The sequence below is a fragment of the Acinetobacter sp. NyZ410 genome, assembly GCF_022828975.1.
In the GTDB taxonomy this organism is placed as follows: Bacteria; Pseudomonadota; Gammaproteobacteria; order Pseudomonadales; family Moraxellaceae; genus Acinetobacter; species Acinetobacter guillouiae.
On sequence record NZ_CP094620.1, the window covers coordinates 1,436,747 to 1,456,498 of the forward strand.

The following is a 19,752-nucleotide window of genomic DNA, read 5'->3' on the forward strand; positions in this document are numbered from 1 at the left end:
ATGGCAAAAAATAATTTAGGACAATGGGCGGAGCAAGAAGCAGTGAAATTACTGCTTCAACATGGCTACGAGATCGTAAAATTGAATTATTTCTCGCGCTTTGGTGAAATAGATATTATTGCGCAGTCTAAACAAGAGTTAATTTTTGTTGAAGTGAAAGCAAGAACCCCGACACAGATGGGGCATGCTTTTGAAACGGTAAATCAATCAAAACAACAAAAAATGATTAAAACGGCGTTTAAGTTTTTACAAGAACATCCACAATATGAACAATATTATTGCCGTTTCGATGTGATTGGTTTTGATTTACATCATAAAATTGCAAAAAACGTACAGCAAGACCTCAGTAAAATCTCTTATGATCAATCTTGGATTGAAAATGCATTTACTTTAGATGCAGACTTGATTAATCTGTGACTGAAATTTATGTACGGTTATTTCAAAAATAAATATATTTTCCAGCATGTTAACGACGTTTTAAATGGGTTGTTTAGCAGGCTGAAATTAATAGGAGTCTTGCTGAGTGTTAAAACGTATTGTCATCACCATGATGTGTGTAGCAAGTTTGTCTGGTTGCGCGAGTTTTATCTCAGGTGGTACTGGTTCTTCACCAGTGGGAACAGATAGTGGTGTTCGATCTTTAGGACAAGTGTTTATTGATTCTTCTATTGAGCGAACTGCGAAAATCAACTTGTATAAGTTAGATGCTCGATTTAAGCAATCTCGTGTCAATATTAATAGTTTTCATAGCAATGTGTTACTGACAGGGCAAGTGCCAGATGCACATTTAAAGCAGTTGGCAGAAGATAATCTACGAGCAATGAGCGATGTAAAAGCAGTCCATAATTACCTTACCGTGGGTAATCAAATCGGTTATAGCACCATCATGCAAGATGCCACGGTCACTGTGAATACTCGTGGTTTAGTGATGAAAGCGCCTGTGGTTTCAGACAATAAAGTCTTGATTCATACAGAAGACGGCGTGTTGTATGTTTTAGGTCGTTTAAACAATGCTGAAATTGCAGATTTAAATGATGTTTTACAAAAAGTTGGAAATGTGACTAAAATTGTGACCTTGATTGATAACATCGAACAAGCAAATAATTCAGTCCAAACTTCATCTTTCACAGCACCTGTGGTAAATAATGTACAGCAACAACCTGATGTACAGACACCTGTTGCGATTGATCCTAATGCTACAGAGCCAAATAATAATGTTATTCAACAATAGGCTAAAAGTTTTAAAAGTTAGATTTGGAAAGCAGTTTGAACACCTAAAATCTCAATTTAAATCGCACTATCAAGATTTTCGTTTATACGATTTAGGCAGTATTACCATTAATGGCTTGACCCCTAAAAAGGGCTATTCCATTCAGCATAATATTGCCTATGGCTTAAAGGCGAGACAACGTTTAGATTTATATATTTCTAATAAAAAGCAACAAAATGCGCTGATTCTTTTTGTTCATGGTGGGGCATGGAGTCATGGCGATAAAAGTGCTTATAAATTTGTAGGCGAGGCGTTTAGCCGTTTTGGTTATAACGTGGCAGTGCTGAACTATCATTTGGCACCTGAGCATAAATTTCCAAGCTATATTGATGATCTTGCTGTTGCATTGAATTATTTGGAGCAACAACAAGCACGTTTTGGTATTTCAATGGATAAAATTGCCTTGATGGGGCATTCAGCAGGCGCATTTAATATTGCGTCTTTGCTTTATCATCCTAAGCACTACCAACTGGCCATCAAACAAAATATTAAAGCTTTGATTGGAATCGCTGGACCTTATCATTTTGATTATAAAGGCGATGCTTTAGCCGAGAATGCGTTTGATCAAAGTATCCCTTATCAACAAGTAATGCCGTATTATTTTGTTGAAAAAAATGAGGTAAAGCATTATTTGTTCTTGGCGGAAAATGATCAGATCGTTAAAGCTAAAAACTCTTTAGATTTTAAACAGCAATTACTTGAACAAGGCAATCATTGTGAAATTTACACGATTCCTAAAACTGGTCATATTTCAATTATGGGCAGTGTTTCAAGTCTGTTTAGTCGATTCTATAAAACCCGACCTGAAATTATTAAGGTTTTAAATGAAGCAATGAAAAATGCCTAGCAATCGCTAGGCATTTTTGATTTGAACATGTCTCAATCAAGATCAGTCTTTATGCATTGGTCTATTGTGAATTACATGTTCAATCATGGCATGGGCGATACTGCCACTAAAAGGCGTTTCGGGTAGCTGATCAAACTTAAAGAACTGAGCCTCACTAATTTCTTCTTCTTGCAAGACGATTTCACCAGATTCATATTCAGCCTTAAAGGCCAGCATAAGATTACTTGGAAAAGGCCAAGGTTGGCTGGATAAATATTGGACATTTTTGACATGTAGGCCAACTTCTTCCAACGTTTCTCTTTTAACCGCTTCTTCCAGTGTTTCACCGACCTCAACAAAACCCGCAATAAGACCATACATCTTGCTTTTATTCTTAGCATTTTTTGCCAATAGAATTTCGTTATCGCCACGCGTAATCACGGTGATAATACACGGTTGCACACGCGGGTATTGATGATAACGACAGCTAGGGCAGACCATGGCATATTCAGTGGGATGAACCTCGGTTTCGTGACCACAGTGGCTACAAAACTTATGGTTTCTTCGCCACTCTAGCAACTGTACTGCACGACTGGCTTGTTCAAACTCAGATTTGGTCCATTGTGAAATCAATTGACGAATCGGGATCAGTTGATATCCCGCTGGAATTTGATCTTCGATAAATAGATCTCGGGCAATAATCTGATCACCCGAGTTAAAGCTGATATCACTTGCTAACTTTTCAACTTTAGGCAGTTGTAAATTTTCATCCACTAAAAGTTGTTGATGGTGAAAGATATATGCAAGTGATAATTCTGACATTAGGCTACCGATTTTAAATTTTGACTACTTGTTAATGCTACATCAAACATGGCTTGTAAAACAGGTTGTTTATTTTGTAGATTTTCAATCATCATGTCTGCACTGGCTAAAACATCCAGCAGTTTATTGACTTGTGCAAGGTTAAACACGTGCTCTTTGTTAAGACCCGTTTGAATAAACTCCGCAGAGAGCAACAATGCTTTTTGACCATCTTTTGCTGCAAGGAACAACAGCGCACCACCAATTTCACTTAATTGTGATGGCAGTTGGTCTAAACTTGTGCTTTGAGGATCTTGTAAATATTGCACCAATGTTTGTGAGCTTAAATCAACCAGCGCTTTGGTCTCAGTCAATAATGCTGCATGTGCTTCATCTAGACGATCTAATGAAATCTGCAAGTTATTCACTTTTAACTGTAAACGACTCGATGTGTAATTACGCTCTAAGATACCAATCGAATTCATTGCTGATAAAATACTGTTCATCAACTGTTGCGCATAATTTTCATCTTTGAGCATGTTGTCTTGAGACAGTAGGTCAGCCTGTTGTTTCAGTCCGCTATAGGCTTCATTGAGATTCAAGACTTTAAATACATGTGCAAGATCAGTCAGTTTACTTTTCAATTCTTGGGTTTTTTCATCACTCATATTTTTGTAGTTAAACTCAATATCATTACGGATTTGCGACATTTCGTCCGTAATCAGTTGGCTCACACTATGAATGGTTTCAAAGTCAGGGCCATATAAATGGCGACTAAATATTTGTAGTTGAGTGTCAGTCAGAATATCTTCGCCAACATTGATCTGTTCGCGGATGTGTTGTGATATTTCATCTTCTTGGCTGATACAAATACTCAAAATATTGGCTGTATCTAATAAAGATGGATTGAATCCGCTTAGATCTTTAAAGAAGAAAGACATATTGGTTTCAATACTGATTAGCGTTCTGAGGCGTGTGTCATTGAGAATGATGTTTTCAATGTGATTTAAAGCAACTGAAACCAAAGCCCAATATTGTGCACTTGCTTGGCTTTTGGCTGCATTTGCCAAATAAGACCCAACCAGCTTGATGCCCTGTAAATCTAAATCTGTTTCTTGCTGTTTGAGCAGCTTGTGTAAGCACAATTTATACAGCTTATGTACATATACTGAATGCTCTAACTCAGGTGATTGCGGCAAGTTAAAATTCGGTGTTACACAGTCGAGCAGTGGAATAATCGCTTGACCCTCTGGTGTCAGCTCTAGACCTAAAGAAAGTTCTAAGCGATTTAAGGTGTCGTGCAAAAATTGTGGTGCTCTGACTTCACGAAGGCAAATAAACTCAATATAGCGTTTGAGCATGGTGGTGCCTTCACTCAAAGCGATGACTTCTTGAGTATTGATCTCATGTGGGTTTTGCATCACTTTACGCATCACCGCTGCTGAGAGTTGCGCAATTTTAGCAACATGCGGCATATCGATGAGCATCAGCACATTTACACATTGTTCAAATTGAAGCAAAGCATCATCAATACCGAAGGGTAAAGTTTGGTCTTCAACTAAACTACTGACAGCAGATTCTACCTGTAAAATTGAATTATCGACTTCTTTTTTAATAATAAGTAATGCTGTCGGATCAAAATGTATAGAGGTTTGGTAAGACATTGATCTGCACCTATCCTGGGTATCTGAATGTTTTATTTCATAGCCTCAAAATGAGGCTAATTTTCTAAGTTTTAATATAGCCGAAGAAGACCATCTTTACAGAAAAAATAGCCATCAATTTCAAATTTTATTTTGCAAAAATGCAGGCTTCCCCATGTTTTTCTTGAAATTGTTTGACCCAGTTCTCATGTGCTTCTAATTCTTCATCTGAAGGCAAAATGATTGGGGCATTGATTTCAATTTTTTTCCGAGTTGTATTTCTTTGCGCCTGATCAGTATGTGCAGAAAGAGCATCCATGTCAAAGGATACTTGGCCGCCTGTCATGGCAAGATAAACGTCAGATAAAATTTCAGCATCGAGTAAGGCACCATGGAAAGTACGATCTCGTTGCGGAATTTCATAACGGCGAACTAAGGCATCCAAAGAGTTCTTTTGTCCGGGATGTTTGCTTTTCGCCATTGCCAAGGTATCAGTCACTTCACATACTTCTGAGAGTGCCTGTAGACCACTGCGCTTGAACTCCATATCTAAGAAGTTCATATCGAAGCTTGCATTATGCGCAATAATTTCACTGCCTTTTAAGTAGTCAAATAAAACTTGCGCAATTTCGTTATATTTTGGCTTATCTTTTAAAAACTCATCGGTAATACCATGGATGGCTTCTGAATCGCCAACTGGTTTTTCTGGATTAATATAGATATGAATCGAACTGCCAGTCAGTTTACGATTGACCATTTCAATTGCGCCAACTTCAACAATTCGGTCACTGTCCTGATAATAGAAACCGGTGGTCTCGGTATCCAGAATAAACTGTTTAGGACCATGTAACTGGACCGTCGCAGGTGTAATCACAATTTGTGGATGAATATCTCGCATTGCGGGTTGGCTCATTGCTGGCTCATCATTTTCATTGATATCTTGGTTAGATGGTTCTTCCATCACAATTTCATGAGCTGGCATAACATCCTGCTGAGGGCTAATTTCTGATTCTATCATTTCATCTGATTCAATCAGGTCAAATCCAAAGGGATCGTCAAGCAGCCAGTCTTTTTCATGTTTTTTTTTATCATCAGCCACTGCCATAGGTTCAGTCAGTTTGGTTGGCGCAGTGGTGTTTTTTTTTGCGTCGAGTATTTGCTGTGTACCTAAATTCGCCAATTGATCTGCCATTTCATTGCCTGCATGTCCAGCATGGCCTTTAATCCAGTTCCATTCAATTTCGCGACCTTGGCAGGTTTGATCGAGTTTTTTCCAAAGATCTGGGTTTTTTACATCTTTCCAGTTTTTCTTTTTCCACCCTTCAATCCATTCGGTAATGCCACGTTTTACATAGTTGGAATCGGTCCAAAGCACTAATTTTGCTTCGGTTGGACAAAATGCGATCCCTTCAATGGCTGCGGTAAGTTCCATGCGGTTATTGGTTGTATCAAGTTCACCACCACACAACTTATGTTCTTCTGTTTCAGTGATGATATAAGCGCCCCAGCCACCAGGACCTGGGTTGCCTTTACAAGCACCATCGACATAAAGTGTGATTGTTTGTGACATAGTAATAACCAATGAAAGTGAATTAAGAGTTGAACATCGTGGTTTAAGAATTTATTGTATACGCAAATCGGCGTTTTCTACGCATGAACTGAGATTTTTTTAATTTCTTGTAACATTTGTATGCAATTCGCATTCAAAATTTGCCTTGTAAGCGCGTTTAGCTCTACTAAAATGGCAATGATAAAATAATTTACTAAATGTTGTTCGGAACTCTTATGTTTAAACCTACCACAATGGTGTGGCAACCTACTGCGACTGTTTTCTTTAAATTATCCTTATTAACATCTGCATTCGCAGCATTAGGGTTGACTGCAGGGTGTTCTTCGACGTCGACAACATCAAAAGTTCAAACATCAAAGTCAGCGGGCATGTTAGATGCCAGCAGTCTGGATTCTCTAGAAGATCTACTTTCTGCAACTGATATACGCGCGGTAGAGGGCGATCGCCTACTGATTTTAAAACATGGTGACGTATGGAAGCGGATGTCAGTTGGTTTTAAAATGGATGAAAACCATTGGGATCCTCGTATCGATGCGCAACGGAGCTGGTTTGTTTCACGCCAACCCTATATTGACCGTCTCAGTGCCCGTGCATCACGCTATCTTTACCATACCGTGAAAGAAGCTGAACGTCGTGGTTTACCTACTGAATTAGCACTATTGCCGATTATTGAAAGTTCTTATGACCCAGCAGCAACCAGTAGTGCCGCCGCAGCTGGGATGTGGCAATTTATCCCAAGTACAGGGAAAATTTATGGTTTAAGACAAACCAGTTTATACGACGGGCGTCGTGATGTGGTTGAATCAACACGTGCCGCTTATGAGTTTTTAGGTAGTTTATATAATCAATTCGGTTCTTGGGAGTTGGCTTTGGCTGCCTATAACGCAGGCCCTGGGCGTATCCAGCAAGCAATTAACCGTAACCAAGCTGCGGGCTTACCAACAGACTATTGGTCATTGCGTTTACCGCAAGAAACCATGAACTATGTACCACGCTTTTTAGCCGTGGCGCAGATTATTAAAAGCCCATCTAAATATGGGGTGAGCTTACCACCGATTGCCAATCGTCCGCACTTTAGAGAAGTTGCAGTTCCACCGGGCGTACAACTCAATCAAATTGCTTCAATTACCAATTTAAGTCGTGCTGAATTATATGCTTTAAACCCTGGTCATCGTGGTGAATTTGTTGATCCATCGAGTACCTTACGTATTTTGATTCCTGCGGATCTTAGTCCAACCGTCGATGCAAAACTAAGAGCGTTAAAACCGGGTTCTGATAGCGGTTTATGGGCAAGTAATACTGCACCAACCACAGCTACACGGACTTTAACGCCTACAGCAGTCACCTCGACAGTGACTCAATCGATTACTCCAAGTAAAGCGACGCCACCTGCTTTAACAACAGCAAAAACCACCACGACAGCCACAGGTTCATTGAGCACGCTCAAAAATACACCACAAGGCTCGGATGCATTAGCGCAATTTGCTGCCAATGCTGATATTCCAAGTGCGCCACGTATTCCTGTTGCTGTGACCAATGCAGCCAATGTGAAACCTGTTGCTGCAGAGCCGCCAATTTCTGCACGTGAAAAAGCACAAATTCTTGCCGCAGTAAAAGCTGAAGGTGAAAAGGAAACGGTTAAACAAGTTTTAGAACCTCAAGCCACCCAAGCTGAAAAAGAAGAAGTGGTTAAAGAGATTAAGGCGATTGCACCACAAGGGACAGAAGTGCTTGACCCGTATGATGGTAAAATTAAGCTGACTGCAATTCAAACCAGTCAATCGGTTGCTGAGGTTCAAGGTAAAGAAAATACGGTTGGATTCTCATATCCTAAAGGTTTAGCAGATACCACACCTGCAAACTCGGAAGAAGCCAAACTGAATCAAGATAAGAACTTTAAGAAAACCGAAACTGAAGTTGTGGTTGAACCACCAAGAGGTAAACGCAGTACTTATACTGTTTTGGCAGGGGATACTTTAGCAACGATTGCTTTAAAGAATGGCGTAAATTGGCGCGATATTGCCAAATGGAACCAAGTTGATCCAAACGGAACTTTATTTGTTGGCGCGACTTTGTATTTATATGATGCCAAACCACAAATTGATACCCCTGTGGTTTCTCGCAAAACCACGGATTCAGCTCCAGCCAACTATGTGGTTAAACCAAATGACAGTTTAACCAGTGTGGCAAATCAGTTTGATTTATCTGTTTCACAATTGGCAAATTATAATAATCTGAATACCAACAGTAATTTATTTGTCGGTCAGAAATTAAAGCTTAAAGATGCTTCAGATGATAAATTATCTGAAATCAATAAAGCAGTGGTTCGTGCAGATACCTCTAAGCCTGTTGCAAAAATCAAGACCAAGGCTTATGCAGTTAAACGTGGCGAATATCTTAAAGTAATTGCCGATCGTTATGCTTTATCTGTACATGAACTCGCTGATTTGACTCCAGGGCTAGATACTTCAGGTAGCTTATTTGTGGGGCAAAAGATCAATGTGCCACTCAATGAAGTCAATGAGCCAGAAGCTAAACTTGACTCTAAAGTGATTGATCAAAGTAAGTTTAAGAATGTGAAAGCTGAAACAAACTATAAAACTGAGAACTATAAAGTTCAAAGTGGCGACAGTTTATCCAGTATTGCGGTTCAGTCTAAATTAAGCTTGGCAGAATTAGCCGAGTTAAACAAAATTTCGACATCTAAAAACTTGCTAGTGGGTCAAATCATTAAGATCCCTGCTGGAACAACAACACCAGAAACCTATACTGTGCAATCTGGTGATAGCCTGATTGCGCTGGCAAATAAATATAATTTGCAAGTTAACCAAATAGCCGATTTAAATGGTTTAAAGAGCACATCTGGTTTGTTTGTTGGGCAGAAATTGAAGTTGACTGGCACGCCTGAAACCAGCAGTAAAGAAAAAGTACAAGCGAGAAATGAGGCGAAATCAGAAGGCGCTAGCAAAGATATCCATGTGGTCAAATCAGGTGAAACACTGGCAAGCGTTGCAAAAAAATATAAACTGCAATTGTCTTATTTAAGTGAATTAAATGGTTTGTCGCGTAATCAGGCTTTGGATATCGGACAACGCTTAAAGCTTGATGGGGAATTACCCAGTAAATCCACGCTATCTAAAGAAAAAGAAGACCTAAAGGCGACTGCGAAAGCAACAGCTAAAGCTTCGAGTAAGAATACTGAAAGCTATGCGGTGAAGTCTGGTGAGTCGTTAAATGCGATTGCAAATCGTGTTGGCATGTCAGTTCAAGAACTGGCTGAATTGAATGATCTGAGCCCACGTGCGGGTTTACAACGTGGACAATCTATTCGTATTCCTAAAACAGTGACTGAATACAAAGTGAAAAGCGGTGATTCATTGATTCGTTTAGCCAGTAAGTTTGGGATTGATACCAGTGCACTTGCTGAGATGAATGAATTAAAACCAAACGCATCATTACGCATTGGCAGCATTATTAAAGTTCCGAATCTTTAAGCGCCATTTTATTGGAGCGACGTTTAAAGCTTAACATTTCAAAAACTTTTTTGAATAAAGGAAAATAGGGGAATGCGCCTAAGTTTTGCATGTGTCAGCCCGATCGGGCTGGCATTGGGGTTATGTGTTGCAAGTTTAAATGTTGATGCTGCTCTACAGACAACAGCATATATTGCTGTACATAATGCTCCACAGTATGACAAAGCTCAGGCGATGCCTTATGCCAATAGCAATGCACCCAAAGGCGGCTATATCAGTACAGCGAGTATAGGCACCTTTGATAATCTCAACAGTATGAATGGCAAAGGTAGTTCAACTGAAGGGATTAATTATCTATTTGATAGCTTAATGGATAGCTCACTGGATGAGCCGGGTGTGTTATATCCGCTTCTCGCTGAAAAAGTCACTTATGATCCTGTTAAAACCAAATTTGTTATTTTCCATTTAAATCCCCAAGCTCGTTTTAGTGATGGTTCACCCGTCACGGCTGAGGATGTCAAATTTAGTTTTGATACCATTCAAAGCAAAGCCAATCTAGGCTTTCAAATGTATTTGTCTGATTTAGCCAAGACTGAGGTATTGTCTAAATACCAAGTGAAAATGACATTTAAATCAGACCACAATGCAGACATGCCGTTTATTTTGGCAAAAATTGCGATTTATTCAAAAGCAGATTGGAAAAATAAAGACTATAGCAAAGTGACCTTGCAACCGATTTTAGGATCGGGGCCTTATCTGATTGAGCGTATTGATTCTGGGCGCAGTATTAGCTATAAGCGCAATCCAAATTATTGGGCAAAGGACTTAGCCATCAATCGTGGTCGTTATAACTTTGATCGCATGAAATATGTTTATTATCGAAGCCCTGAAATCGCTTTTGAAGGGTTTAAATCTGGACAATATCGCTTTTATCAAGAAAAAAATGCCCGTAACTGGGTCACTGAATATAATTTTCCTGCGGTAAAACAAGGTTTGGTGAAAAAATATATTTCTAAGATTGAAACACCAGCGCTCACGCAAAGTTTGGTTTTTAATACCCGAAAGGCGCCATTCAATGATCTCAATTTTCGCCAAGCATTAACCTATGCTTATGATTTTGAATGGATCAACAAAGCATTGTTATATGGTCAAAATATTCGCTTGCAAAGCCACTTTCAAAACAGTGAGCTTGCTGCGACTGGAAAACCAAGCGCGAAAGAACTTGCAATTTTAACGCCTTATTTAAAGCAATTGCCCGCATTACAACGCCAAGGTGTATTGGCAGATTGGAAATACCCAGTTTCAGATGCCAGTGGTTTTAACCGACAGAATTTATTGATTGCACGTTCGATGCTATTAAAGGCGGGTTATCGTTTTCACAATGGACTATTGGTGGATAGACAAGGTCGCCCCATTCAAATTGAATTTCTGATTCATCAAGATGGTGCACTACGGACTTTGTTGCCTTATATTCGTAATTTAAAAAAACTTGGGATTCAGGCAAATATTCGTCAAGTCGATTTACCGCAATATACAGAGCGTATGCGCCGTTTAGATTTTCAGATGACCGCTATCGATATGCCGCAATCATTAACACCAGGTGCTGAACAGGCACAGATGTGGGGCAGTAAAGCTGCCGATGAAGTGGGCAATTACAATTATGCGGGTGTCAAAAGCCCAGTGGTTGATCAGCTGATTCAACAGATTATTTATGCACCGAACCGTGAACAATTGGTGCTTCGTACCCGAGCACTGGATCGGGTATTACGTGCAGGCTATTATCAAATTCTGACTTATGGCAATGATAAAAACTGGTATGCTTATTGGAATATGTATCAGCAACCCAAAGTTAAACCAAAATTATCCCTCGGTTTAGAATATTGGTGGGCAGATGCAGATCAAGCGAAAAAAGTAGAGCAATATTTAAAAAAATGAGCATTTTAAAAGCATAATTTTAAATCTTCATGGTTAAAACATCAGTGGCTCAACGTGAGTGATGTTTAAATTGACATATCTACCCTCATGAGGTCATAAGGAACATCGTTTCAATGGGCACATATATACTCAAAAGGCTGTTACTGATCATCCCGACATTGTTCTTTGTTCTCTTGATCAATTTTGTTGTGGTTCAAATTGCACCTGGTGGGCCTGTTGAACAAGCGATTCAACAAGCAGAAAACTTCCAAGGAGTCAATATGACTGCTGGAGGTCTATCATCTTCGGTAAATAACCATGAGTATCGTGGTGCACAGGGCTTAAGCGAAGATATGGTCAATAAAATCAAACAGCAATATGGCTTTGATCGACCTGCACATGAACGATTCTGGTTGATGTTAAAAAACTATTTAGCTTTAGATTTTGGCACGAGTTTTTTTAAAGATAAGCCGGTGACTGAGCTGTTATGGGAAAAAATGCCAGTTACCATTTCCTTGGGTGCGTGGAGCACTTTTTTAATTTATTTAATCTCAATTCCTTTAGGGATTAAAAAAGCCAAGCAGCATGGCTTATTTTTTGATAAATCAACTTCATTACTTTTGGCTGTGGGCTATGCCGTTCCCGCTTTTGTATTTGCAATATTGTTGATCGTATTTTTTGCTGGTGGTTCTTATTTACAATGGTTTCCATTACAAGGCTTTGTTTCAGACAACTTTCACAGTCTCAATTTATTTGAAAAAATAGCAGATTATTTTTGGCACATGGCTTTACCTTTGCTGGCCATGGTGTTGGGCGGATTTGCAAGTTTAACCTATCTGACAAAATATTCATTTATGGAAGAGCTCAATAAGCAGTATGTGCTGGCAGCACGAGCAAAAGGCTTAACTGAAAATGATGTGTTATATAAACACGTATTTCGCAATGCATTGTTGGTGATTGTTGCCGGCTTGCCTGAAGTATTGGTTGGGGTGTTCTTTGTTGGAAATCTGCTGATTGAAATTATTTTTAATTTGGATGGACTCGGCTTACTAGGTTTTGAAGCCGTGCAACAGCGTGATTATCCGGTGATTTTTGGTGCTTTGTTCTTTCTGACCTTATTTGGGCTGATTTTACGTTTAATCTGTGATGTGATTTATCGTGTGATTGATCCTCGAATTGATTTTGAATCGAGAGGTGCAAAATAATGTCACCGATCATGCAAGCTCGAATACAGAAATTTAAGAAAAATCGCTTGGGTTTTGTCTGTTTCATCGTATTTATCGTTTTATTTATTCTTTCAATTTCTGCCGAATTTATTGCCAATGATAAGCCCTTATTGGTCAAATACGATCAGCATTATTACATGCCAGTTTTAAAGGCTTATCCTGAAACACATTTTGGTGGGGTCTTTGAAACAGAAGCTGATTATCGTGATCCTGTGGTTCAACAGTTGATTGATGAAAAAGGTTGGTCGATTTGGCCACTGGTTCGTTATTCCTACCAAACTCCCAATTTAGATTTAGCCGTTCCTGTTCCATCACCACCCACCGCACAAAACTGGTTAGGTACAGATGATCAAGGGCGTGATGTATTTACCCGTATTCTTTATGGTCTACGCATATCACTGTTGTTTGGTTTGGCATTGACACTATTTGCTGCATTTATTGGAATTATTGTTGGGGCGATACAAGGCTATTATGGCGGATGGGTAGATTTAATTGGGCAACGTCTGCTTGAAGTTTGGGGTGGTTTGCCAACGTTATTTATGGTGATCATCTTGGTCAGTATATTTACCCCGAGTGTCTATTGGCTATTTCTGATTATGTTGATTTTTGGCTGGACAGAGTTGGTCGGTATAGTGCGCGCTGAGTTTCTTCGTGCCCGTCATTTAGATTATGTTCAAGCAGCACGTGCCTTAGGGGTGAGTGACTTGGTGATTATGTTCCGACATATCTTGCCCAATGTGATCAGTTCAAGTTTATCTCAACTTCCATTTATGCTGACTGCAAATATCACCGCACTTACTGCATTGGATTTTTTAGGTTATGGGCTTCCACCAGATGCAGCCTCCCTCGGTGAATTATTACTACAAGGTAAAAATAATTTAAATGCGCCGTGGCTGGCTTTATCCGGATTTTTTACTTTGGCCTTGGTGCTATCTTTATTGATTTATATTGGGGAGGCGACACGCGATGCATTCGATCCAAGACGTCAAAAATGATCCATCTTTGTTGTTGTCTGTCCAACATCTGCATATTGAAAATCAGTGTAAAGAGGTACTGGTCAATAACCTTAACTTTGATCTACATGTCGGAGAAACTGTTGCGATTGTCGGGGAGAGTGGTTCAGGCAAATCAATCAGTGGTTTGGCGCTGCTTGGTTTACTTCCTGAAAATTTAATTGTGACTGGACAAGCGTTATATGATGAGCAAAACCTATTGTCTCTTAATCAAAATGCGCAGTTGGCGATCCGTGGTAAAAAAATTGCCATGATTTTTCAAGAACCGATGACAGCACTCAACCCGCTACACAAGGTTGAGCGGATTATTGGTGAGACTTTACTTTTAGACGGGATGTCCAAGGAAAAAGTCAGAAAACGTGTCTATGACTTATTGTGTGATGTCGGAATGGACGAACCTGAGGATAAGTTGAATCGTTATCCACATGAGTTATCAGGTGGTCAACGACAACGTGTTTTGATTGCATCGGTTTTGGCACAAAAGCCTGAAATTATTATCGCGGATGAGCCGACAACAGCCTTAGATGTCACATTACAATCGCAAGTTTTAAACTTATTACAACTGCTTATTCTAAACCATAAAATGGCCATGATTTTGGTTAGTCATGATTTGAATTTGGTACGTAAATATGCCAATCAGGTGATTGTGATGAATCAGGGGCAGGTTGAAGAAAAAGGCACAGTTCGAAATATTTTTCAAAACCCTAAAGCCAGCTATACCCAATATTTATTGGATCATGATTTTGGTGAAGCCAATGCTTTACCGCATAAACGTAATTTAGTTTTATCTCTACATCGTGTTGGGGTGAAATTTCCAATAAGAAAGGGCATATTTAATCGAGTTAAAGATTATTTTGTTGCCGTTCAACCGCTCAATTTACGTTTAGATCGCGCTGAGTCCATCGGCATTGTCGGAGAAAGCGGTTCAGGTAAAACCTCTTTGGCGCTGGCAATCGCACGACTTATACAGTGCTCGGGCAATGTTTTTCTACTCAATCAAGACTTGAACAGATTGAGTCAGCGTAAATTACGCCCGCTGCGATCCAATTTTCAAATTGTATTCCAAGATCCGTTAAGCAGTTTAAATCCACGGATGACTGTCGACCAGATTATTCGAGAGGGCTTGGCACTACAACATCTAAAAGAAGCTGAAATGCTGATTCGTATCAATGAAATTTTAGATAAAGTAGAGCTCCCAATAACAGTTAAACAGCGTTATCCGCATGAATTGTCTGGCGGTCAACGGCAACGTGTGGCTTTAGCCCGTGCAGTGGTATTACGCCCTAAATTACTGATTCTCGATGAACCAACCTCAGCTCTTGATCGAACCACACAACGTGCGATTGTAAAATTACTGCGCCAGTTGCAACAGGATTATCAAATGAGTTATTTGTTTATTAGTCATGATTTACAGGTTGTAAAAGCACTTTGTCAGAAAGTTTTGGTATTAAAAGATGCTAAAGTTATCGAGTTTCAAGACACTCAAGCCTTATTTGATAAACCTTTAAATGACTATACCAAGCGATTAATTGCAGCGAGTCAGTATTAACGCTGTATAGATGGTTGTGGTTCAAAAAATATTCACATTAACAAAGTTGACAAAATGCATTGTCAGATTTACGCTTGAACTATTATAAATTTAAATTAGAGTAAAAGCTCTAATCACTAAAGAGATTTGACCATGAGCCATCTTGCACAAGCATTAGAAATAAAAAACACGCGATTTAAAAACCGAATCATTAAAGGTGCAATGAGTGAAGCATTGGCCAATCATGCAGGGCAACCGAACCAATTGCATTTAGGTTTATATGATGCTTGGGGGAAAGGCGGCTTGGGTTGTGCCATTACGGGGAATGTAATGGTGGATTTCCGTGCGAAGAATGAGCCGGGTGTTGTTGTAGTTGAAACTGAGCGTGATCTTGCCAAATTGACTGAATGGGCAAATGTGGGTAAAAAGCACGGGATGGTACAATTGATTCAGTTATCACATCCAGGTCGCCAATGTCCAAAAGGACTCAATAAAGAAACAGTGGCACCTTCAGCAGTGCCTTTTAGTCCAATGCTGGCAACGACATTTGGTACACCACGTGCACTCAATGAAGCAGAAATTTTAGATATCATTCAACGATTTGCTGAAGCTGCGCGGATCTGTGAAAAAGCAGGTTTTGAAGGTGTACAATTACATGGCGCACATGGTTATTTAATCAGTCAATTTCTTTCACCATTGACCAATAAACGTCAAGATCAATGGGGCGGTTCGATTGAAAACCGCATGCGTTTCTTGTTAGAAATTTATGCTGCAGTGCGTGCTAAAACCTCAGAAAACTTTATTATTTCAGTCAAACTGAACTCTGCAGATTTCCAGCGTGGTGGAATCACAGAAGAAGAAGTGGTTCAAGTATTTAAAGCCATTGATACAGCAGGGATCGATTTGATCGAAATTTCTGGTGGTACCTATGAAGCACCAGCAATGGCAGGCGCAAAAGCGGATAAACGTAAGCAAAGTACGATTGCACGTGAAGCATATTTCTTGGATTTTGCAGAAAAAATTCGTAAAGAAGTTAAATGTCATCTTATGGTGACAGGTGGTTTCCGTACAGCACAAGGTATGAATGCGGCTTTAGACAGTGGTGCGTGTGAATTTATTGGGATTGCACGTCCTCTTGCGGTAGAACCTGAAGTCAGCAACAACTTGATTGCAGGTCAGGACGTTCGATATGCGGTAGAGCAGATCAAAACGGGTATTCCTTTTGTTGATAAAATGGCGATCATGGAAATCCTGTGGTATGCCGCGCAGTTTAAAGCAATTGGTGAAGGGAAGAAGCCAAATCCTAAGCTTTCTCCACTCAAGGTTTTCTTTAATTATGCAAAAAATAATATCAAAGCGGTGATTCAAGGACGAGTGAACTCACGCAAATCAGCTTAAGGTCATCGAGTATTGATCATTAAAAAGACCATTGTGAAATGGTCTTTTTAATGTGTGAACTTTTTTATTTAAAAAGATAAAGACTGAATAGTGAATTTTAAAAAAGCTGCCATAAGTACGATTGTCTGGCAGCTTTTATTGACCGTTTTGAATCAATAACACTGAGATTCAGCTCAAACGTTTAGGGCGTGAAATTCAGTTCAAATTAATGCGCACAAAAAGCCATATTAAAATATTCAAATAATTCAGGCGTGTTCAACCACAGCATACTTGACAGCCCGAACAGAACAACAATAACCAACCAGATACTGAGCTTGAACCACGAGAATGAGTTAGTCATTAACCACAGCCTCTTCATTGACAAAGAAATGCACAATAACGCCGACTACACACAAGGCAATTGAGCATCCCCAAATGATGTTGTAGTTACCTGTTATATCATGATTTAAACCGCCTAGCCATCCACCAAAAAATGAACCGATTTGGTGAGTGAAAAACACCAGACCGCTTAGCATGGTTAAGTATTTTACACCAAACATATTGGCCACAATGCCATTGGTTAGAGGTACAGTCGAAAGCCATAAGATCCCCATAACGATACCAAAGGCGTAAACAGTCCAAATACTCAATGGCAGCATCAGAAATGCAACAATCGCAACGCCACGTAAACCATATAAACCCATAAGTAGATGCGGTTTAGAATACTTACCACCAAGCCAACCTGCGGTATAGGTTCCGATAATATTAAATAGACCAACCAATGCGAGAAAGATCGTTCCAGTAGAGGCATCAAAACCATGATCAATCAAATAACCTGGCAGGTGAATGCCTAAAAAAACCACTTGGAACCCACACACTGAAAAACCAAAGGCCAACCATAAAAAAGGTTTATGCTGAAAGGCAATTTTAAGAATCTGTTTAAAGCTTAAATTGGGTTTTATCGCTTGTTTAATTGCATTTGGTGGTACATACATAGGTGCTTTAAGCATCCATGCCAATGGAACAATCAACACGATCAGCATTGCTGTAATGACCAGCGCAGATGACCAGCCGAAGTTTTTAATGAGAAGCAGGGTGGTTGGCAACATAATGAATTGCCCAAATGAACCTGCTGCACTGGCAATACCCATTGCCATACTACGCTTGCTTGGATGCGCTGCTCGTCCTACGGCTGAAAGTAATACCGAGAATGATGTTGCAGAGAGGGCTAAGCCGATAATTAAGCCAACACTGATATCCAGTAACAGCACATTTGAACTGATAGACATTAACAATAGGCCAATGGTGTAGAGCACCCCGCCTATCGCAACAATCGTTTTACTCCCATATCTGTCTGCAAGCGCACCAGTAAAAGGTTGTACTGCGCCCCAGAATAGATTTTGTATGGCAATGGCTAAACTAAAAACCTGATGACTCCAACCAAACTCATGGCTCATGGGTACAAGATAAAGCCCAAAACCGTGACGTACACCTAAAGAGAGTGCCAGAATAAAAGCACTTCCAATAAGCATATAAATGAGCGGTTTAGAGAAACGCGTGTCGTCCTGTTGTACTGACATAAGCTATCCATTGAATCATCATATGAGAATTGTAGATGATTCAATGGGACTTAGCGATAGAATAAAAATTTATCAATCGATAAATTTTAGTGATCAATCAACACATTTTAATGAAAATAAATTTAGCTTTTAGAAACGATAACCCACACCGACATAAGTAATCAGAGGATCAATATCAATTTTGGTTTTAGCGCCGATGAGCGATTTCCCTGTATTGTTGTCAACGACAGTGATTTTGACATCACCACTCATTGGTGCATAAGTGACAGAGCCTACTCCAAACCAACGATCATTAAAATCATAGGTTGCACCCAATGTAGCCATAGGTGCTATGGCATCGTCGGCTTTTACTTTAACGCGAGGATCAGCTGATGATGTTTTTCCTTCTAATGCTGCACCTGCCTGACCATCAAGAACATTTTGAACCATATGGCCTGCAGCAATTAAATCTTTGTTGATACCAGAGTCAATTTTTACATTGGTAAAATGCGCATACATGACACCGACGCCAACATAGGGTCTAAGTTTATTTACACCAGATTTACCAAATTGATAATGTATTTCTGCGGCAGGTAACCAAGCTGTTGCAGATGCTGCTTTTTTCGATTGCTCTAAATTGGTAATCGGGATTTGTGTATCTAAGGGAATACCACCAATGCCATTAATTAAGCCATTGGCAATTCCACCAATGATCGGTGTATCCAGTTTACCTTCAGGTGTCGCAATACCAAGTACAGGGGCATTAATCTGGCCTTGTCCTTTAATATCAACTTTGGGTGGAATACCTGCTTTAAATTCTAATGAAATATTATCGGTAAAGAAGTAATTTGCCATGATCCCTAAGGTATCAACATTATCTGCTTTCAGTCCTGCATCTGCATTATTCCAGCTTTCTAAACTGGTAATATTGGCTTTACCACTCATGTTTGAGGTTAATGTTCCATTTTTAATTAAGCCTAAAGTTTCACCAAGTTTTGCCACACCCAATAACTTTTCTTTTTTGGCGGCACCTTCTTCGGTATTGGCAATTGCATTGGTCACAGTGTCAAGTTGCACATCACCAACCGCATAATCGCCTTTCTTAACACTGGTATTGATGTTTACACCATTGGGATTACCTTGCGGCATTGCATGTAGCCAACCTGCTGAAACAGAAAAGCGTTTAAATCCATCACCATCTTTCAGACTAAAATAGGGTGAATCTGCATGGGCCATCATCGGTAAAGTCATGCATGAGGTCATGATGCAAAGTAATGATTTTTTCATAGGTTTGGACTCCATGTCCGTAATTGATACTAATTTTTATGCGTTTTTATTATTAGAAGTTTTTGCTGTTAATTAATGTAGTCTTTACAAAGGCTTTTTTTAAGTGAATGTTCTTTTTTTAATGTTTTATTTATCATAAGTTTATAAATGTAATACAACTGTAATCGTGTTGTCATGATATTACATGCTAAAAATAGGCCATGATCTCGGTTAAAAGTAACCTTAAAACATTGACTTGGCCGACAAGGAAAAACTTAAGCCATAA

The 19,752-nt window shown here is 39.5% G+C and carries 14 protein-coding genes; 9 read left to right on the forward strand and 5 right to left on the reverse strand.

The window, feature by feature from the left end:
- From MTO68_RS06710 to MTO68_RS06720, 3 genes are all read left to right on the forward strand, one after another.
- Entirely contained in the window at positions 1-417 is a 417-nt protein-coding gene (locus MTO68_RS06710) for a YraN family protein (RefSeq protein ID WP_034614252.1), read from the forward strand.
- Positions 418-523: 106 nt separating this feature from the next.
- Entirely contained in the window at positions 524-1,231 is a 708-nt protein-coding gene (locus tag MTO68_RS06715; RefSeq protein WP_244015426.1) for a BON domain-containing protein, read from the forward strand.
- On the forward strand, positions 1,215-2,117 hold the full coding sequence (locus tag MTO68_RS06720) for an alpha/beta hydrolase (protein WP_034614258.1): 903 nt from the start codon (positions 1,215-1,217) through the stop codon (positions 2,115-2,117). The genes MTO68_RS06715 and MTO68_RS06720 overlap by 17 nt, the downstream gene beginning before the upstream one ends.
- Before the next feature lie 42 nt (positions 2,118-2,159).
- Here MTO68_RS06720 and nudC read toward each other — a convergent pair whose 3' ends face one another.
- From nudC to dnaQ, 3 genes are all read right to left on the reverse strand, one after another.
- Complete coding sequence (gene nudC, locus MTO68_RS06725) at positions 2,160-2,918, reverse strand: NAD(+) diphosphatase (RefSeq protein WP_034614261.1); 759 nt, start codon at positions 2,916-2,918, stop codon at positions 2,160-2,162.
- Positions 2,918-4,561 carry a chemotaxis protein gene (locus MTO68_RS06730; RefSeq protein WP_244015427.1) on the reverse strand — a complete coding sequence of 548 codons (1,644 nt, stop codon included), beginning with the start codon at positions 4,559-4,561 and terminating at the stop codon, positions 2,918-2,920. Before MTO68_RS06730 ends, nudC begins: the two co-directional genes overlap by 1 nt.
- A 127-nt stretch (positions 4,562-4,688) precedes the next feature.
- Positions 4,689-6,110, reverse strand: a complete 1,422-nt coding sequence (gene dnaQ / locus MTO68_RS06735) for a DNA polymerase III subunit epsilon (RefSeq protein ID WP_244015428.1) — start codon at positions 6,108-6,110, stop codon at positions 4,689-4,691.
- Between the two features lie 215 nt (positions 6,111-6,325).
- On the opposite strand from dnaQ, the gene MTO68_RS06740 reads away from it, so the two are divergent.
- From MTO68_RS06740 to MTO68_RS06765, 6 genes are all read left to right on the forward strand, one after another.
- Positions 6,326-9,604, forward strand: coding sequence for a LysM peptidoglycan-binding domain-containing protein (locus MTO68_RS06740; protein ID WP_244015429.1), 3,279 nt, complete (start codon positions 6,326-6,328; stop codon positions 9,602-9,604).
- 72 nt (positions 9,605-9,676) lie between these two features.
- A complete protein-coding gene (locus MTO68_RS06745; protein WP_244015430.1) occupies positions 9,677-11,518 on the forward strand; it encodes an extracellular solute-binding protein in 1,842 nt (613 codons plus the stop codon).
- 113 nt (positions 11,519-11,631) lie between these two features.
- On the forward strand, positions 11,632-12,702 hold the full coding sequence (gene yejB, locus MTO68_RS06750) for a microcin C ABC transporter permease YejB (RefSeq protein ID WP_034614278.1): 1,071 nt from the start codon (positions 11,632-11,634) through the stop codon (positions 12,700-12,702).
- Positions 12,702-13,718, forward strand: a complete 1,017-nt coding sequence (locus MTO68_RS06755) for an ABC transporter permease (protein ID WP_034614280.1) — start codon at positions 12,702-12,704, stop codon at positions 13,716-13,718. Before yejB ends, MTO68_RS06755 begins: the two co-directional genes overlap by 1 nt.
- Positions 13,690-15,285: a dipeptide ABC transporter ATP-binding protein gene (locus tag MTO68_RS06760; RefSeq protein WP_034614282.1), complete on the forward strand. Its 1,596-nt coding sequence runs from the start codon at positions 13,690-13,692 to the stop codon at positions 15,283-15,285. Before MTO68_RS06755 ends, MTO68_RS06760 begins: the two co-directional genes overlap by 29 nt.
- Positions 15,286-15,417: 132 nt before the next feature.
- Positions 15,418-16,662 carry an NADH:flavin oxidoreductase/NADH oxidase family protein gene (locus MTO68_RS06765; RefSeq protein ID WP_034614284.1) on the forward strand — a complete coding sequence of 415 codons (1,245 nt, stop codon included), beginning with the start codon at positions 15,418-15,420 and terminating at the stop codon, positions 16,660-16,662.
- A gap of 332 nt (positions 16,663-16,994) precedes the next feature.
- On the opposite strand, the gene MTO68_RS06770 is transcribed toward MTO68_RS06765, so the two are convergent.
- Entirely contained in the window at positions 16,995-18,221 is a 1,227-nt protein-coding gene (locus MTO68_RS06770) for an MFS transporter (protein WP_034614286.1), read from the reverse strand.
- A gap of 129 nt (positions 18,222-18,350) precedes the next feature.
- A complete protein-coding gene (locus MTO68_RS06775) occupies positions 18,351-19,487 on the reverse strand; it encodes an OmpW family outer membrane protein (protein ID WP_004820002.1) in 1,137 nt (378 codons plus the stop codon).
- Positions 19,488-19,752: the final 265 nt, after the last annotated feature.